Annotated in this window: 14 protein-coding genes; 5 read left to right on the top strand and 9 right to left on the bottom strand. The window is 75.8% G+C overall.

The annotated features are described in order from the left end of the window. Positions 1-185: 185 nt before the first annotated feature. The 7 genes from ACFVHV_RS39535 to ACFVHV_RS39505 all read right to left on the bottom strand — a co-directional run bounded on the left by ACFVHV_RS39535 (position 186) and on the right by ACFVHV_RS39505 (position 8,179). Positions 186-1,895 (bottom strand): FAD-dependent oxidoreductase, encoded by a 1,710-nt coding sequence (locus ACFVHV_RS39535; RefSeq protein ID WP_380358152.1) that lies wholly within the window; start codon positions 1,893-1,895, stop codon positions 186-188. A 59-nt stretch (positions 1,896-1,954) separates the two neighbouring features. Next, a complete protein-coding gene (locus tag ACFVHV_RS39530) occupies positions 1,955-2,866 on the bottom strand; it encodes a diiron oxygenase (protein WP_359913609.1) in 912 nt (303 codons plus the stop codon). 253 nt (positions 2,867-3,119) lie between these two features. Beyond that, complete coding sequence (locus ACFVHV_RS39525; RefSeq protein ID WP_380358149.1) at positions 3,120-4,172, bottom strand: alpha/beta hydrolase; 1,053 nt, start codon at positions 4,170-4,172, stop codon at positions 3,120-3,122. A 213-nt stretch (positions 4,173-4,385) separates the two neighbouring features. Continuing rightward, on the bottom strand, positions 4,386-5,432 hold the full coding sequence (locus tag ACFVHV_RS39520) for an RNA ligase family protein (RefSeq protein ID WP_380358146.1): 1,047 nt from the start codon (positions 5,430-5,432) through the stop codon (positions 4,386-4,388). Positions 5,433-5,561: 129 nt separating this feature from the next. Then, complete coding sequence (aroA, locus tag ACFVHV_RS39515) at positions 5,562-6,809, bottom strand: 3-phosphoshikimate 1-carboxyvinyltransferase (protein ID WP_380358144.1); 1,248 nt, start codon at positions 6,807-6,809, stop codon at positions 5,562-5,564. Between the two features lie 151 nt (positions 6,810-6,960). Then, a complete protein-coding gene (locus tag ACFVHV_RS39510) occupies positions 6,961-7,476 on the bottom strand; it encodes a hypothetical protein (protein ID WP_380358141.1) in 516 nt (171 codons plus the stop codon). A gap of 73 nt (positions 7,477-7,549) precedes the next feature. Further along, entirely contained in the window at positions 7,550-8,179 is a 630-nt protein-coding gene (locus ACFVHV_RS39505; RefSeq protein ID WP_380358139.1) for a TetR/AcrR family transcriptional regulator, read from the bottom strand. A 181-nt stretch (positions 8,180-8,360) separates the two neighbouring features. Here ACFVHV_RS39505 and ACFVHV_RS39500 point away from each other — a divergent pair, with 181 nt between their 5' ends. Next, on the top strand, positions 8,361-9,791 hold the full coding sequence (locus ACFVHV_RS39500; protein WP_380358136.1) for an amidase: 1,431 nt from the start codon (positions 8,361-8,363) through the stop codon (positions 9,789-9,791). 103 nt (positions 9,792-9,894) lie between these two features. Here ACFVHV_RS39500 and ACFVHV_RS39495 read toward each other — a convergent pair whose 3' ends face one another. Together ACFVHV_RS39495 and ACFVHV_RS39490 are read right to left on the bottom strand one after the other, a co-directional pair. After that, complete coding sequence (locus tag ACFVHV_RS39495; protein WP_380358134.1) at positions 9,895-10,587, bottom strand: response regulator; 693 nt, start codon at positions 10,585-10,587, stop codon at positions 9,895-9,897. Next, positions 10,584-11,804 (bottom strand): histidine kinase, encoded by a 1,221-nt coding sequence (locus tag ACFVHV_RS39490; RefSeq protein WP_380358132.1) that lies wholly within the window; start codon positions 11,802-11,804, stop codon positions 10,584-10,586. The genes ACFVHV_RS39495 and ACFVHV_RS39490 overlap by 4 nt, the downstream gene beginning before the upstream one ends. Positions 11,805-12,050: 246 nt before the next feature. Between ACFVHV_RS39490 and ACFVHV_RS39485 the strand changes: the two genes are divergently transcribed. From ACFVHV_RS39485 to ACFVHV_RS39470, 4 genes are all read left to right on the top strand, one after another. Beyond that, on the top strand, positions 12,051-12,335 hold the full coding sequence (locus tag ACFVHV_RS39485) for a hypothetical protein (protein ID WP_359913581.1): 285 nt from the start codon (positions 12,051-12,053) through the stop codon (positions 12,333-12,335). A 366-nt stretch (positions 12,336-12,701) separates the two neighbouring features. Continuing rightward, positions 12,702-13,922 carry a hypothetical protein gene (locus ACFVHV_RS39480; protein ID WP_380358129.1) on the top strand — a complete coding sequence of 407 codons (1,221 nt, stop codon included), beginning with the start codon at positions 12,702-12,704 and terminating at the stop codon, positions 13,920-13,922. Next, on the top strand, positions 13,922-15,244 hold the full coding sequence (locus ACFVHV_RS39475) for a hypothetical protein (RefSeq protein ID WP_380358127.1): 1,323 nt from the start codon (positions 13,922-13,924) through the stop codon (positions 15,242-15,244). The genes ACFVHV_RS39480 and ACFVHV_RS39475 overlap by 1 nt, the downstream gene beginning before the upstream one ends. A gap of 206 nt (positions 15,245-15,450) precedes the next feature. After that, positions 15,451-15,792 carry a hypothetical protein gene (locus ACFVHV_RS39470; protein WP_359913572.1) on the top strand — a complete coding sequence of 114 codons (342 nt, stop codon included), beginning with the start codon at positions 15,451-15,453 and terminating at the stop codon, positions 15,790-15,792. Positions 15,793-16,192 lie beyond the last annotated feature (400 nt).

The raw sequence follows: 16,192 nt of genomic DNA, 5'->3' as shown, positions 1-16,192 counted from the left end.
GTTACCCGGTGGGGTCACCCCGGTGCCCCCCCGGCCCCCCCCCGGCGGCCCGCGGCCGGGTGCGCAGCAAGTCGGCCCACCCGACTTCCTGCCCACGTCGTGCCCTCCCCATTCTCCCGGCACGGCCCGTGGGTTATTCCCGGCGAGGCTCCCGGGCTCCCCGCCCGGGCCCCGGGTGCTTCCCGCTACCGCCGCCGACCCGCCGCCAGCAGCTCGGGCACGCTGGCGAGCTTCACCCGGGGCCGCCCCTCGGCCTCGCCCCGCTCGCGTTCCGCGCGCTCCACCGCCCGCAGCTCCCGCAGCCCCACCGCGTCCGGCCGCCGCCGGCGCACCAGCCGCTCGAAGTCCCTGCGGCCCGCCCCCGGGACGGGCAGCGCCCGGGCGGCCGCGTCGTCCAGCAGCGCGTCCACGGTCTCCCGCGCGCAGGCCCGGTTGGCGCCGATCCCGCCGGACGGCCCGCGCTTGGCCCAGCCCACCACGTACGTCCCCGGCAGCGGCCGGCCGGTCGCCGGGTCGACGACCCGCCCGTTCCGGTGCGCGACCGTCCCGGCCCGCTCGTCGAACGGCAGCCCGGGCAGCGGTACGCCCCGGTGTCCGATCGAGCGCACCACCAGCCCGGCCCGGAGCACGTCCCTCGCCCCCGTGCCCTGGACCCGGCCGTCCGCCGTCGGGGCGGTCCGCTCGACGGTCAGGGCCTCGACCCGCCCGTCCCCGGAGAGTTCGACCGGCGCCGACAGGAACCGCAGCACGATCCGCCGCCCCGGCCCGGGCTCCGCGGACCCGTCGAACGGCACCAGCGGCAGCCCGGCGAGCAGCCCCGCTCCCGCCGCCGTGCCCGACCCGGTGACCGACCACGCGCCGGACCCCGATCCCGATCCCGCTTCCGCTCCGGCCGCCTCGATCGCCGCCCGCACCTCCGGGTGGTCCTCGACCACCACCTCGACGCCCGGCAGCTGCCGCAGGGCCAGGAACTCCGCCCTGGTCCACGCCGCCTGTCCGGGCCCGCGCCGGGCGAGCAGCACGACCTCCCGGACCCGGCTGCGGCGCAGCGCGGCCAGGGCGTGGTCGGCGATGTCGGTGGCGGCGAGCCGGTCGGGGTCGGTGAGCAGGATGCGGGCGATGTCCACCGCGACGTTGCCGTTGCCGATCACCACCACGCGCTGGGCCGACAGCTCCACCGCGTCGGCGGGCACGGTCGGTTCGGCGTTGTACCAGCGGACGAACGCGGTCGCGGGCAGGCTGCCCGGCAGGTCCTCGCCGGGGACGCCGAGCCGTCGGTCGGCGGCCGCGCCGACCGCGTACACCACCGCGTGGTGGTGCGCGGCGAGCTCCTGGTGGGTGAGGTCCGTGCCGATCTCCACGTTGAGGTGCATCCGCAGCCGGGGGTCGCGGAAGACGCTCGCGAAGCTCTCCGCGATCCGCTTGGTGGACTGGTGGTCGGGCGCGACGCCGTGCCGCAGCAGGCCGCCGGTGACCGGCAGCCGGTCGATCATGGTGATCTCGGCGCTGGTGCCGCGCAGCAGTTCCTGCGCGGTGTACCCGGCGGAGGGGCCGGTGCCGACGACCGCGATCCGCAGCGCGCCGAGTTCGTCCGGCAGGCTGCGCGGGAAGCTGGGCGCGCCCCAGGCGTGGTCGCTGGGGTGGTCGCGGAACCAGTCGCGGTTGAGGTCGCCGAACACGGTGTCGGGCCCGCGCAGCCGGTCGACCGGGTACACCGCGTCCACCGGGCAGGCGTCCGCGCAGGCGCCGCAGTCGATGCAGGCCCGCGGGTCGATGTACAGCATGTCGGTGGTGCCGAACTCCGGCTCGTCCGGGGTCGGGTGGATGCAGTTGACCGGGCAGACGGACACGCACGAGGCGTCGTTGCAGCAGGTCTGGGTGATCGCGTAGGCCATGGCCGGGTGGGGTCCTCGCTGCGCGTGGGGGGATGGGGCGGCGTGGTGGCGACGGTCCGTCAGAGCATGTGCACCCGGCGGTAGACGGCCGCCGAGCGGCTGGTGAGCAGTCCGGTCTCGGCGAGGAAGGCCATCAGGTGCCGGGAGCTGGTGCGCATCATCGCCTTGCGGTGCTCGCTGGCCCGCACCTCGGCGAGCGCCCGCGGCACGTCGAGCCCGGCGGCCTTGTAGACGCCCGGGTGCACCATGCTGGTGACGATGACGTACGCGCCCACGGCGATGCCGGTGGCGGAGGCGCGCCGGCGGGCGGGGCTCGCGTGGCGCATCCGTTCGCGGATCTCCTGCCGGGCGAACTTCATGTGCCGGGACTCCTCGACCACGTGGATCCGGGAGGTGCCGCGGACGATCTCCAGGACGTTCTCGCCGCGCATCCAGTCGCGCTGCATGACGTCGAGCACCTCTTCGGCCACCAGGATGCCGCCGTAGGCGAGTTCGCCCTTGGCGAGCGCCTTGAAGGCGCGGCCGGCCTGGGCGATCAGCTTGTGCGGACGGTAGGCGGGGACGCCCATCCTGGCGCAGGCCCGGGCGAACATGATCGAGTGGCGGCACTCGTCGGCGATCTCGGTGAGCGCGAACTGGAACGCGGCGTCGGCGGGGTTCCTGAGGTACTGGTCGCGCAGCACCATCTGCTGGAGGATCATCTCGAACCAGATGCCGGTGTTCATGATCGAGCAGACCTCGTGCCGGGTGAGCACGACCCGCTGCCGCTCGGTCATCTCGTCCCACAGCCGGGTGCCGTAGAGGGTGCTCCACTCCGGGTTGAGGCCGTAGTGGTCCTCCGGGAGGGGGGCGTCCCAGTCGATCTCGGTCGAGGGGTCGTAGGAGAGGGTGGCGGCCGACTCCAGCAGCCGCTTCGAGACGTCGTCGTCGGCCTCGGTGTGGCCGTGCCCCGTCTGCCGGGTGAGCGCCATGGCTGCCTCCAGGTGCCTGTCTCCGCGGGCTCCCGCTCACCCGCTTATTAGACGGACAGTACAATAAGAGCCGGTCGCCGAGAACCCCCTGTGCGGCAACGACCCGGCGCGCGGGCGTACGGTTCGCGCCCCCTTTCCATCCCGGGTCCGTCCCGGGTGCGTCCCACCGCGCGCCGAAGGGCGGAACCCGCCCACCGGCTCCCGCCCTTCGCCGTACCTCCGCTGCGCCGGCCGCGCCGCCGCGCCGTACGCGCTACGCCTCGCCGATCGCCTGCCGCAGCGCCTCCGCCGCCTCGGCCGTCGCCTCCCGGAAGCGGCCCCCGATGCCGAGGTAGTTGGCGTACCCGTGGATGAGGTCCGGCTGCCGGCTCAGCCGCACCGCGACCCCGGCCTCCTCCAGCGCCCGCGCGTACGCCTCGCCCTCGTCGCGCAGCGGGTCGAAGCCCGCGGTGCCGATGTACGCGGGCGGCAGACCGGTCAGGTCCTCGGCGAGCAGCGGCGACAGCCGCGGGTCGGTGCGGTCGGCGGGCGCGGGCGCGTAGCGGTCGGCGAACCAGTCCATGTCCGCGTCGGTCAGGAAGAACCCGTCGGCGAACAGCCCGCGCGAGGGGCGCCGGGCCGAGGCGTCGGTCGCCGGGTAGAGCAGCAGTTGGAACACCGGGGCGGGCCCGCCCCGCCGGACGGCCTGCTGGGCGACGACGGCGGCCAGGTTGCCGCCCGCGCTGTCCCCGCCGACCGCGATCCGCTCCGGGTCCGCGCCCAGGTCGGCCGCCTCGGCGTGGGCGTGGTCGAGGGCGGCCAGCGCGTCCTCGGCCGCCGCCGGGAACACGTGCTCGGGCGCCAGCCGGTACTCCACCGACAGCACCCGCACCCGCGCCCGCCGGGCGAGGAAGCGGGCGACGTGGTCGTGGCTGGCCCGGCTGCCGACCACCCAGCCCCCGCCGTGCAGGAAGACCAGCAGGCCGGAGCCCGTCGCCAGCCCGTCCGGGGTGTACAGCGTGGCGGCCAGTTCGCCGTGCTCCCGCGGGATGCCGATGCTCCGCGCGGCCACCGCACGGTCCTGCGGCCCGCCCACCAGGTGCCGCGCGTGCTCCATCGCGGCCCGCGACGACCCGACCCCGCCCGGCATCACCAGGGCCGCCCCGGAGAGCCGTTGGAGCTTGAGCATCAGCTGCGCGTCCAGCGCGAGCGTCTGGCCGTCGCGGACCACCGGCTTGCCCGCGATGGCCCGCCGCAGGCCCTCCGGCAGGGCGTACGCGGCGCGGACGACGGCGGCCTGGATCCGGACGGGCGGTGGGATCGTCATCTCTTCTGCCTCCTGAGGGCGGCCCGGAACGGTGTCGGGCGGTGGCGGGTCGGTGTCGGGGCGGTTCTGCCGGAACCGGGAGCCCATGATGGGCCCCTCCCACCGGACGTGGAAGCCTCCTGGACACTGCCTGAACCCGCCCTCGACCCCGCCGCGCGCCCTCGACCCCACCGCGCGCCCTCGACCCCGCCGCGCGCCGTCAGGCCCGCCCGCTCAGGCGCCGCGCCGGTCCTGCGCGTCGAAGGACGCCAGCGTGCGCGCGCCCGGTGCGAGCGCCCGGCGCAGTGCGGCCAGCACGTCCGCCTCCAACCCGCCCACGGCCTCGGCGAGTTCCTCCGCCACGTCCGCCGCGATCTCCTCGGCCACGGCGTCCTCGGCCGTACGGGGCCCCAGTTTGCTGACGGCGGCCGCGGCCCGGGCGGGGGTGAGCAGGGCGGAGGCCTGGACGAGGAGCCAGGCCGGGACGCCGGCCGCGCCCCGGGGCGGGGGGAGGTACGGGCGGGCGCCGTCGTAGCGGTCGTCCTCGGCGAAGGCCTGCTGCTTCACCTTCACCAGCGGACGGGCCGGGCCGGACTCGTACCACTCGCCGGCGGGTTTGAGGACGTACCCCTCGGCGAGGTTGTCCGGCAGCTCGGGCAGGCCGAACAGCGCGGGCACCCGGGTGGGGTAGCGCACCGGCAGGTCGTGCAGGGTGGTCAGGGGGCCGTGCCCGAGCAGGGGCACGCAGGTGAGCCCGGCGGCCCGCGCGGCCGTGCGCAGGGTGCGGTCGGCGATCCACCGACGGCCCTCGGGCGTCTCGACGGTGGCGTCGAACGGCAGCCAGCACAGACCGGGGGCGTACCAGACGCCGGTCTGGACCGGGTCGACCCCGGGGGCGGCGGGCACCCCGGGGTGCGGGTAGCGGCCGCCGGCCAGTTCCCCGTAGATCGTCACCGCGGCGGCGCCGTCCCCGCGCACCGCGGCACCGTCCCGGGTCCCGCGCACCGCGGCGGCGAACCTGGCCGCCGCGACGGACAGTTCGGGCCAGATCCGGCTGACGCCGAAGAAGGCGTCCAGGCCCTCGTCGTCCAGCAGTTCACGCCGCTTCGCGGCCCGCACCGAGCCGCCCTCGCAGACCACCGCGAAGTGCGCCCCGTGCACCTTCTCGGCCGCGGTCCACTCCCGGCTGCCGGGCCCGCCGGAGCGGCCGCGCGCGGGGATCTTGGGGTAGGGCCGCAGCTCGGGCCCGTCTGACTCCGTCTCGAAAACCGTCTCGGACACGAACGGCATCCTCGCCGCCGGGCCCGCCGCCCGGCAACCGGGATTCCGGCGGGCGACCGGGATTCCGGCGGGCGACCGGGATTCCGGCGGGCGACCGGCGGCGCCGGGGCGCCGCGCGGCCGGCGGGGGTCAGATCCCCCAGGCCGCCCGCAGCTCCGCGAAGGCCTCGTGGAACCCCGGGAAGGTCTTCCGCACGCAGCCCGGGTCGTCGAAGGTGATGCCGGGCGTGCGCAGCGAGGTGACGGCGAAGGACATCACGATCCGGTGGTCGGAGTGGGTGGTGATCTCGGCCGGGCGCGGGGTGCCGGGCCGGATCTCGATCCAGTCGTCCCCGGTGGCCACGGTGATGCCCATCGCGCGCAGGTTGTCGGCGCAGGCCTCCAGCCGGTCGCACTCCTTGACCCGGGTGTTGTGGACGTCCTCGATCCGCACCGGGCCGGTGGCGAACGGGGCGATGGCCGCGAGCGTGGGCATGGTGTCGGAGACGTCCCGCATGTTGACGGTGATTCCGCCGAGCGGGCCGTCGCCGGCCACGGTCGTGCGGTCGCCGCCGACGTCCACCCGGGCGCCCATCCGCCGCAGCACGTCCACGAACCGCAGGTCGCCCTGGAGCGCGTTCCGGCCGAGGCCCGGGACGGTGACCTCGCGGCCGGCCAGGGCGGCGGCGGCGAAGAAGTAGCTGGCGGTGGAGGCGTCCGGTTCGATCGGGTGGTCGGCGGCCCGGTAGCCGCCGGCGGGCACCTCGAACACCTCGCCGGCGGGGGTCCGTTCCCGCTTCACCTCGACCCCGAAGTCGCGCATCATCGCCAGGGTGATGCCGATGTACGGGGCGGAGACCAGCCGGGTGACGGTGATCCGCAGGCCGTCCCGGGTGAGCGGGCCGAGCAGCAGCAGCGCGGTCAGGTACTGCGAGGACTGCCCGGCGTCCAGGGTGAGTTCACCGCCGCGGACGCCGTCGGCGACGACCGTCAGCGGGTGGTGCCCCTCGGCCCCCTCGTGCCGCAGGTCCACGCCCAGCTCGCGCAGCGCCCGGGTGAGCGGGGCGACCGGGCGGCGGCGCATCTGGGCGGAGGCGTCGAAGCGGTAGGTGCCGCGGCCGGCGGCGGCGAGGGTGGGCAGGAAGCGCGCGGTGGTGGCGCCGTCCCGGCAGTACACCTCGGCGTCCGGCACGGCGGGCCCGGACGGGCGGCCCTCCACCCGCCAGGTGTCGGCCGTCCGTTCGATCCGGTACCCGAGGGTGTCCAGGCCCTGCACGAAGCCCTCGGTGTCGTCCGAGGACAGCGGGCGGCGCAGGGTGGTCACGCCCTCGGCGGCGGCGGCCAGGAACAGGGCCCGGGCGGTGATGGACTTGGATCCCGGGATCTCCACAGCGGTCACGGCAGGCTCTCCCAACACGAGTGTCCGAACAGGCGTCTCCGGTGACGTCGGGCCCGATCCTGCCCCACCCGGCCGCCGCGTTCGCCGGCCTTCCACGGACTGGACGGTGACGGGGGCGACAACAGCGGGCGAAGGATCGGCGGGCGACGGATCAGCGGCCGGGCAGGTGGCCGGGCGGCAGGGTGGCGCGCAGCCGGCGGATCGTCCGCAGGACCTCGTCCCGGTGCTTGGCCGACTTCACCCAGGCGGGCAGCCGGGCGACCAGGCTCAGCGAGCCGGGGACCGCGGTGCGTTCGCGCAGGACGGCCCCGACGTAGGACTCCAGCAGGTCGAGGTGGGCGGGGTTGTACGCCCACAGCCGCCGGCCGCAGCAGTCCGCGTCCAGCCAGAGCGGCAGTCGGAAGTACGGGTCGACGGGGCCGCCGAACGCCAGGTGGTCCGGGAAGGCGTCCACGGCGTGTCCGCAGCCGCACCTCAGCCGCAGGCGGGTCTGCTCCCGGCCGCCGATCCACCGGGGCTCGCACGCGTCGCCCGGCCGCGCGAGGACGAGGGCGCAGCCGCCGCACTTCGGGCAGCGGACGAGCACTTCGTCGGCGAAGTCGTACAGCTTGGCCCCGGGGTCGGTGAACCGGCGCTGCTCCGTGGCGCCCGCCGTCCTGCCCGCCATTCCTGTCCTCCGTGCTGCCGACCGCTTGGCATGGTGATCATCTCATCGGTTCGGCGAACGGTCCGGCCTCCGGTCAGCAGCGCGCCCAGAGCCCGGCCAGGTGCGCGTGCAGGACCTCCTCCGCCTCCCCCACCGTCCGGTGCCCGACCAGGACGTGCGTGGTGAGCCCGTCGGCGAGGGCGAGCAGCGCGCGGGCCTCGGTCCGCGCGACGACGGCCCCGCCCGCGGCCGCCCCGCCGATCACCGATCCGCCGACGGCCGCCCCGCCGACGGCTTCCGTGACCAGCCGCACCATCAGTTCCTCCAGCGCCGCGTAGCTGCTGCGCAGGGTCGCCGCCAGCGCCGGGTTGACGGCGGCCCCGGCGACGAAGGCGAGCCAGATCCTGGCCTCGGCCCGGTGTTCCTCGCGCAGCAGCGCCACCTCGCCCGCCACCAGCCCGAGTTCGCCGGCCGCCGACTGCGCGGGGCCGGCCGCGAGCCGGCTCCGCACCCGCTCGGTGACCCGCTCGCCGACGTGCGTGAGCGCGAACAGCAGCATCTCCTCCTTGGTGCGGAAGCAGCGCTGGACGGCTCCCATCGAGACCTCCGCCCGGGTGGCGACGTCCCGCAGGGTGACGCCCTCCAGCCCGTGCTCGTCCACCAGCAGGCAGACGGCCTCGGCGATCCGCCGGCGCCGGCCCTCGTGGTCCACCTGCTTGGGCATCCCCGGTCTCCCTCCGCGTTCCTTCGGTCCTCGTCGGTCATCGTCGGTCACCGCTGGGCACTGTTGGGCACCGCTGGGCACCGTTTTATTCGATGCAAGCGTATCGGTTTCCGGACTATGGTGATTCCGTTCCGATGCGGTCGCATCGGAACCAGGCCGAGGAGAGCCGAGGAGAACTCCCATGCCCCTGTGGAGCAAGTCCGCCGTCGAACTCGCCGCCGCCGTGCGCAAGGGCGAGGTGTCGGCACTGGACGTGGTGGACGACCACCTGGCCCGGATCGCCGAGGTCAACCCGTACCTGAACGCCGTCACCCAGCTGCTCGCCGACCGGGCCCGCGCGGCCGCCCGGGAGACCGACCGCCGCCGGGCCGCGGGCGAGGAACTGGGTCCGCTCGCGGGCGTGCCGTTCACCGTGAAGGAGTGCACCCCGATCGCCGGCGTGCCGACCACCTTCGGCAGCCCGCGCTTCCGCGACCACGTCGCCGCCGACGACGCCGTCCCGGTGGCCCGGCTGCGCGCGGCCGGGGCGATCCCGATCGGCCACAGCAACCTGCCGACCCTGATCCTCGCCGGGATGCACACCCGCAGCGAGCTGTACGGCGACACCCGCAACCCGTGGGACGCGGGCCGCACCCCCGGCGGCAGCAGCGGCGGGGACGGCGTGGCGGTCGCCGCCGGCATGGCCCCGCTCGGGCTCGGCAACGACTCCGGCGGCTCGGTCCGCGTCCCCGCCTCCTTCTGCGGGGTCGCCGCCCTCAATCCGACCACCGGCCGGTTCCCCGCCGACCAGCGCCTGATCGGCCCGGACGACCCCGGCCCGGCCTCCCAGGTCCTGGTCGCCGACGGCCCGTTGGCCCGTACGGTCGCCGACCTGCGGCTCGCCTACGAGACGCTGGCGGGCACCGACCCGCGCGACCCGCGCGCCGTGCCCGTCCCGCTGTACGGGGAACCGCTCGCCGGCCCGGTCAAGGTCGCCGTCGTCGCCGATCCGGGCGGTCACGGCAGCCACGGCGGCCACGGGGTCCACCCCACCGTCCGCCGCGCCGTCGAGACCGCCGCCGACGCGCTGCGCGACGCCGGGTACGACGTCCGGGAGGTCCCCGACGTCCCGCGGATGGAGGAGGCGCTCGACGCCTACCACCGCCTCGCCGTCACCGAGTTCGCGCCGAGCTGGCCCGTCGTGCGGCAGCTGCTCGGCGAGGGCGGCGACCGCTACATCGAGCTGATGATGCACGGCGCCCGGCCCGTGGACGCCCCCGGCCTGATCCGGCTGATGAGCGTCTGGATGAGCGTCCGCCGCTCCTGGACGGAGTTCCTGCACGAGTACCCGCTGCTGCTGGGCCCGGTGTTCACCGAGCCGCCGGTCGAGCCCGGACTGGAGTCCCGGGACCAGGCGGGCCGCGACCGGGTCGACTCGGCCATGCGGCTCTGCTCGGTGACCAGCTTCGTCGGCGTGCCGGCCGTCGCCGTCCCCACCGGCCTCGCCGCGGACGGCCTGCCCACCGGCGTCCAGCTCGTCGGCCGCGCCTTCCGGGAGGACCTGTGCCTGGCCGCCGCCCAGGCCGTCGAGGACCGCCTCGGCACCCTCACGCCGATCGACCCCGTGCGGTAGCGGCCCTCTGGGCCGTCGCGGTTCCGGGGCCGTCGCGGTTCCGGGGCCGTGGCGGCTCCGGGGCCGCGCCGCCCTGGGGCCGTGCCCCCGCCCGCCCCGCCGGCTACGCCCCCGGCAGCCCCGGCACCACCAGCCCGCTCTCGTACGCGATCACCACCGCGTGGGTCCGGTTCTGCGCGCCGAGCTTGCCCAGCACGTTCCCCACGTGCGTCTTGACGGTCTCCTGGCTGACGGCGAGCGCCTGCGCGATCTCCGGGTTGGACAGTCCGGTCGCCATCAGCCGCAGCACGCCCTCCTCCCGCCCGGTCAGCGCCGCCCGGGGCAGCGCCTCGGCCGAGTCCAGCGGCCGGGCCGCGACCATCCGGCTCAGCGCGGCGGGGAACAGCACCGCCTCCCCCGCCGCCGCCACCCGCACCGCCTCGGCGATCTGCGGGACGGGCCGCCGCTTCAGCACGAAGCCGCTGGCGCCGGCGCTCAGCGCGGCGGTGACGTAGGCGTCGTTCTCGAAGGTGGTGATCACCACGACCTTGGGCGGGTCGGCGTGCTCCCGCAGCAGTTCGCGGGTGGCGTCGATGCCGTTGCGGCGCGGCATCCGCACGTCCATCAGCACCACGTCCGGCCGCAGCAGCCGGGCCTGCTCGACCGCCTCGACGCCGTCGGCGGCCTTCCCGACCACCGTGATGCCGGGCTGGGCGCCGAGCAGGGTGCCCAGGCCGCTGCGGGTGAGGGGGTCGTCGTCGGCGATCAGGACGGTGACGTCGGACGGCGCGCCCGCGTCGGGGCCGGCGCCGCTCACGCCGACCACCGCATCGGCAGCCGGACCGCCAGCCGCCACTGCCCCTCGCCGTCCGGGCCGGCCTCGAACTCGCCGTGCAGCAGCCGCACCCGCTCGGCCAGCCCGGGCAGGCCGTGCCCGGAGGTCGGGAAGCCGCTGGCGCCCGGTCCGCCGGCCGCGCCCGCCGTCCCGTTGACCACGGTCAGCTCCAGTTCCTCCGGTCCCGCCGTCACCCGCAGCTCGATCGGCCCGCCGTTGCCGTGCCGCAGCGCGTTGGTCAGCCCTTCCTGGACGATCCGGTAGGCGGCCCGGGAGAGGGTGCCCTGCACCTGCGCGAGGTCCCCCGTGGTCCGCGGTGCCACGACGGCGCCCGCGTGCCGCAGCCGGTCGATCAGCTCGGGCAGGTCGGCGAGGGTGCGGGTCGGGGCGGTGCCGGTCTGCTCCTCGCGCAGTGCGCCGAGCACGTAGTCGAGGTCCTCCAGCGCGGCCCGGGTCGATTCCTCGATGCTGCGCATGGCGGCCCGCGCCGCCGCCGGGTCGTCGGCGAGCACCTCGCCCGCGACGGCCGCCTGGATGGTGGCGGCGGTCAGGGTGTGCCCGATGGAGTCGTGCAACTCGTGGGCCAGCCGGTTGCGTTCGGCCATCAGCCGCTCCCGCTCGGCGGCCAGGGCGAGCCGCTCGGCGGGCGAGGGTCCGAGCAGTCGCGGCGCCAGCCACCGCAGTGCCCCCGACGCCCCGGCGAGCAGCATTGCCCCGAGGACCAGGCTGAGCGCCCCGATGACCCACGACCAGACCCCGGTCACGTCCGCGCCCCAGCCGAAGAGGCTGACCCGGGCCGAGCCCTCCACCCATCGTCCCGGCAGCGTCATCCCCATCACGAGGAACGTGCTGCCGCCGATCAGCACCGTCCACCCGAGCGCCACGTGCGCCACCACGAACGCCGGCGTCCGCCAGCGCTCCGCCGCGGCCCCCTTCACCGGGGCGGGCACCGCGACGCCCAGCAGTCGCCGCGCGCCCGCCGCCAGCACCCGGCGCACCGCTCGGGGCAGCCCGGCCACCGCGAGCAGCACCGCCCACAGCGGCAGTGCCAGCCAGACCGTGTCCGGCCGCCCGGACACCCCGAGCGTCATCCCGAGCGCCACCATCGCCACCGGCAGCCCGGCCAGCGCTCCGAGTACCGCGAACAGCACCCCCGTGTAGGTCGACCTGCGCAGCAGCAACCGCATTCCCTTGATCATGTTCGCCAGTATCACCGGCCTCCTCGCCCCCGCCCTCCCCCGATCGAGGGAGGAGCTCCGGCGGCCTCCCCCGGCGACCCGTCGGGGGCACATCGGCGGTCGCCGGGGGGTCGGTGGGGGTCTGCCAGGGGTCGGCGGAGGGGTCGGCGGGGGCCGCCGCGAACTCGGCCGGATCGCGACCACCCGTTCGCGTGAATACGGGTCGAAGCCGCCGCCAGGCCGCCGGAGTTCCAGACCATCGCATGAATGACGATCAATCAAAAGCTCTTCCGACAAGGCCTTTTGGCGACCGCTTCCACTGTCGCGGCACTGGCTGCGACGGCCGCCCAGGCCGCACCCGTCCAGCGGGACGACGGCCCGCACCGCTACAGGGTGTCCATCCGGAGCGCCGGGGCCTGGGCGCTGCCCGCCGGCCTGACCTCCTTCACGGTGTACGCCCGGGGGCCCGGCGGCGGCTCGTCCGGCCGGGACGGTCGGCCCGGTGGCGGCGGCACCGAGGGCGACGACGGCCCGCCGGTCGCCGCCCGGTAGCGCAACCCGCGCACCGAGGAGGGCGGGGAGCAACGCGCCCCCGCCACTCTCGGCTCCCCCGCCGCCCTCGGCGCACCCCGGCCGGCGACGCGCGCCGGGAGGGCGGCCCGGGCGCCCGCCGCCCGGGCACCCGCCACAGCCGTCCGACATCGCACGAGACCGCCCCAAACCGTTCGGAACCGCTCCGCCGCCACCCCGCGGACGCGCCCAAAAGGGGTGTGATTCCGGCCGATTCGGCGATCGCCCTGCCAACGAACCGACCGTGGATGAGACTTGGCCGTCGGACCGGGAACCCGACCGACCCGAATCCGACGGAGCATCAACTCTCTTGATCCACTTGATCGTTGACACGACAGGAGTTTCCGGATGGCCGGTTCCCCCACCCTTCGCAGAGCCGCCCCGGCCGCCGCCGCGGCGGCCGTCGCCCTGCTGCTCGGCCCGGTGCCCACGGCCGCGGCGGCCGACCCGGGCGCACCGGTGCCGACCCCGTACCTGCTGCCGCTGCCCGCGAACGCCGCCCCGCTCAGCTCGGTGTACGGCCTGAACGACGCGGGCGACATCCTCGGCGAGACCTACCTGAACATCCCCAACCAGTTCGCCCCGCGCGCGCTCCGCTGGAACGCCCACCGGTCCGGCGTCACCACCCTGGAGCCGCTGCCCGGCGAGGTCGCCACCCGCCCGGGCTCCCTGAACGCGTCGGGCGTCGCGGTCGGGGTCTCCTTCGCCACGCTGACCGACAACCACCCGGTCCGCTGGGCTACGGACGGCACCCCGACCGCGCTGGAGCTGCCGGCCGGGGCCCGCGGCGGCAGCGCGTCCAGGATCAACAACGCCGGTGTGGTGATCGGCGGCTGGTACGACTCCGGCTACCGGTCCAAGCCCTTGAAGTGGCAGGCCGACGGCACCCGGGTCGACCTGCCGCTGCTGCCCGGCGACGGCACCGGCTCGGCCTCGTTCATCAACGACGCGGGCTTCGCCATCGGCTGGTCCTCGGGGTCCGTCGGCGGCGAGTCCCGGACCCGGACGGTGATCTGGAGCCCGTCGGGCGACGTGACGGCGCTCCCGCTCCCCCCGGGGATCGACGCGGCCGGGGTCGTCCGGATCACCAACGACGGCGTGATCCTCGGCCAAGGACGGCGCGCGGGGGGCACCGAGTTCGACCGGGTGGTGGCCTGGGACGCGAACGGCACCGCCCGGGACGTCGCCCACGGCCGGCTGAGCTCCGTCAACAACGCGAACACCGTCGTCGGAACGACGTTCGGTGCCGACCGCTCCGAGCACGCCGCGCGCTGGACCCTGGACGGCACGCTGACGCTGCTCGACGACCCGGCGGGCCGGCAGGCCTGGGCGAGCACGATCAACGCCGCGGGCACGACCGTCGGTTTCGCGGAGGGTCCGACCCCGTACCGCCGCACGCCGGTGCTGTGGCGGCCCGACGGCACTGCCGTGCCGCTCCCGCCGTCCTCGCTCAGCCCCTACGCCCGGGCCCTCCTCGTCAACGAATCCGGGGTGATCGCCGGGGATGCCACCTGGTACGACGCGCCGAACGCGCAGGACCTCCCGCGCGCGATGATCTGGAAGCCCTGATGGCCGCGGCCCGCCTCCACCCCGACCCCGACCTCGACCTCGACCTCGACAGGACGGACGCGACGGGAGTCCGGACGACCGGCTCGCGCCCCGCGCGCCCCGCGGCCCTCGTCGCCGCGGCGGCCCTCGTCGCCACCGCCGCGTCCGCCGCCCTGCTGCTCGGCCCGGTGCCCACGGCCACGGCGGCCACGGCGACCGCTCCGGCCACTCCGCTGCCGGCCCCGCGGTTCCTTCCCGAACCGCCGGGCACCGCCTACAGCCTGGCGCGGGGCCTGAGCCGCGACGGCGCCGTCGTCGGCGAGTACTACTCGGACGTCTCCGGCCAGTTCACGCCGCGCGCCGTCCGCTGGCATCCCGACCATCTCGGCTACACCGTCCTGGCGCCGCTGACCGGCGACCTGTCCAGCCGCCCGGCGGGGCTCAACGGCACGGGCACCGTGGTCGGGGCCTCCTACCGGACGATGTCCGACAACCATCCGGTCCGCTGGGCCCCGGACGGGACCGCCACGGCGCTGGCGCTGCCGGCCGGTGTCCGCGGCGGCAGCGCGTCCTCGGTCAACGACGCCGGCGTGGTGGCCGGCGGCTCGTACGACGACACGTACCGGTCCAAGCCCCTGAAGTGGCAGGCCGACGGCACCAGGGTGGATCTGCCGCTGCTGCCCGGCGACACCGCGGGCTCGACCGCCGCCGTCACCAACGCGGGCGTCGTCGCCGGCACCTCCGAGCGGAGCCTCGGCGACGGCCGCTCCCAGGAGACCCCGGTGCTCTGGAGCCCGGCGGGCGCCGTGTCCGCGCTCCCGCTGCCGCCGGGCCTCGACGGGGCCCGGGTGGACGGGATGACCGACGACGGCGTGGTGCTCGGTCACGGGCGGCGCACCGGAGGCACGGAGTTCGACCGGGTGCTGGTGTGGACGCCCGGCGGCGCCGTCCGCGACGCCGGCTACGGTCGGACGAGGGCCGTCAACAGCGCGGGCACCGTGGTCGGGGCGACGTTCGACGCCCACCGCTCCGCCTTCGCCGCCCGCTGGAACCCGGACGGTACGCAGACCCTGCTCGGCGGCCCGGCGGGCCGGCAGAGCGAGGCGATGGCGGTCAACGGCGCGGGAACCGCCGTCGGCGAGGCGCAGGGCCCGGACTGGAACCGCACCACGGCCCTGCTGTGGCGGCCCGACGGCACGGTCGTGCCGCTCCCGCCGTCCCCGCTCAGCCCGTACGCCCAGGCGCTGTTCGTCAACGACGCCGGGGTGGTCGCCGGGAACGCCGTCGCGCTCGACGCGGCCGGCGAGCCGGTCGCGGCCCACGTGATCGCCTGGAGGTCCTGACGGTTCGACGGCGGACGGCCGTCCGGTCCTCGGACCGGGCGGCCGTCCTCAACCGCGCCCTGGTGCCGGCGGGCCTGCGCCTGCTCCGCCCGAACGATCCCTCAATACGATCACCCGATCGGCCATTTCCGCAGGTCGCAGCGGCGCGTCTGACGAACCGTTAGGCCTGTTCGGATGGCGGCGCCGATTGCGGGGGGTGGCGGGGCATGGCTGTCTGGTTCTGGCAGGGCCGACCGGCGCTGCCGACTGTTACCCCGTACTCCCTGGAGGAGACCATCATGCGTGCCCTCAAGCGTGTCCTGGCCGTCAGCGCCCTCACCGTCCCGCTCGTGATCGGCGCCGCCGGCCTGGCCTCGGCCCACGGCAGCATCGACGCGAACTACGGCAAGGGCTTCTTCACCGCCAACGAGAACGGCGCCGGCCTCGCGGCCGTCGAGTCCCACGTCGGCCCCGACGGCGTCGAGCACGCCGACTTCTGGATCTGGGCCGACGACAACGGCGTCACCGGCTCGTTCACCGGCTCCGGCGCCACCGCCCACGAAGGCTGACGAACCCTGCACGATCGGACGTACGGGGCGGCCCCGGGACAGGGCCGCCGCTGATCCGGATCCTGGAACGACGAAACGGCCGGTCGACCGCGAGGTCGACCGGCCGTTCTCATGGGCCCGCCCGGAGAGCGCCTGCTCCGCCCGAACGATCCTTCAATACGATCACCCGGTCGGCCATTTCCGCAGGTCGGAGCGGCGAGCCTGACGCATCGTCAGGCCCGTTCGGATGGCGGCGCCGATTGCGGGGGCCGGCGGGGCATGGCTGTCTGGTTCCGGCAGGGCCGACCGGCACTGCCACCTGTTGTCCCGTACTCCCTGGAGGAGACCATCATGCGTGCCCTCAAGCGTGTCCTGGCCGTCAGCGCCCTCACCGTCCCGCTCGTGATCGGCGCCGCCGGCC

It is taken from the genome of Kitasatospora sp. NPDC127116 (genome assembly GCF_042677365.1).
In the GTDB taxonomy this organism is placed as follows: Bacteria; Actinomycetota; Actinomycetes; order Streptomycetales; family Streptomycetaceae; genus Kitasatospora; species Kitasatospora lactacystinica.
The sequence above is the reverse complement of the archived record's forward strand: the minus strand, read 5'-3'. Positions and strand labels throughout refer to the sequence as shown.

Coding starts and splice junctions, on each gene's coding strand:
- ACFVHV_RS39535 (WP_380358152.1), bottom strand. CDS start 1,895: ATGGCCTACGCGATCACCCAGACCTGCTGCAACGACGCCTCGTGCGTG.
- ACFVHV_RS39530 (WP_359913609.1), bottom strand. CDS start 2,866: ATGGCGCTCACCCGGCAGACGGGGCACGGCCACACCGAGGCCGACGAC.
- ACFVHV_RS39525 (WP_380358149.1), bottom strand. CDS start 4,172: ATGACGATCCCACCGCCCGTCCGGATCCAGGCCGCCGTCGTCCGCGCC.
- ACFVHV_RS39510 (WP_380358141.1), bottom strand. CDS start 7,476: ATGGCGGGCAGGACGGCGGGCGCCACGGAGCAGCGCCGGTTCACCGAC.
- ACFVHV_RS39505 (WP_380358139.1), bottom strand. CDS start 8,179: ATGCCCAAGCAGGTGGACCACGAGGGCCGGCGCCGGCGGATCGCCGAG.
- ACFVHV_RS39500 (WP_380358136.1), top strand. CDS start 8,361: ATGCCCCTGTGGAGCAAGTCCGCCGTCGAACTCGCCGCCGCCGTGCGC.
- ACFVHV_RS39490 (WP_380358132.1), bottom strand. CDS start 11,804: ATGATCAAGGGAATGCGGTTGCTGCTGCGCAGGTCGACCTACACGGGG.
- ACFVHV_RS39485 (WP_359913581.1), top strand. CDS start 12,051: ATGACGATCAATCAAAAGCTCTTCCGACAAGGCCTTTTGGCGACCGCT.
- ACFVHV_RS39480 (WP_380358129.1), top strand. CDS start 12,702: ATGGCCGGTTCCCCCACCCTTCGCAGAGCCGCCCCGGCCGCCGCCGCG.
- ACFVHV_RS39475 (WP_380358127.1), top strand. CDS start 13,922: ATGGCCGCGGCCCGCCTCCACCCCGACCCCGACCTCGACCTCGACCTC.
- ACFVHV_RS39470 (WP_359913572.1), top strand. CDS start 15,451: ATGGCTGTCTGGTTCTGGCAGGGCCGACCGGCGCTGCCGACTGTTACC.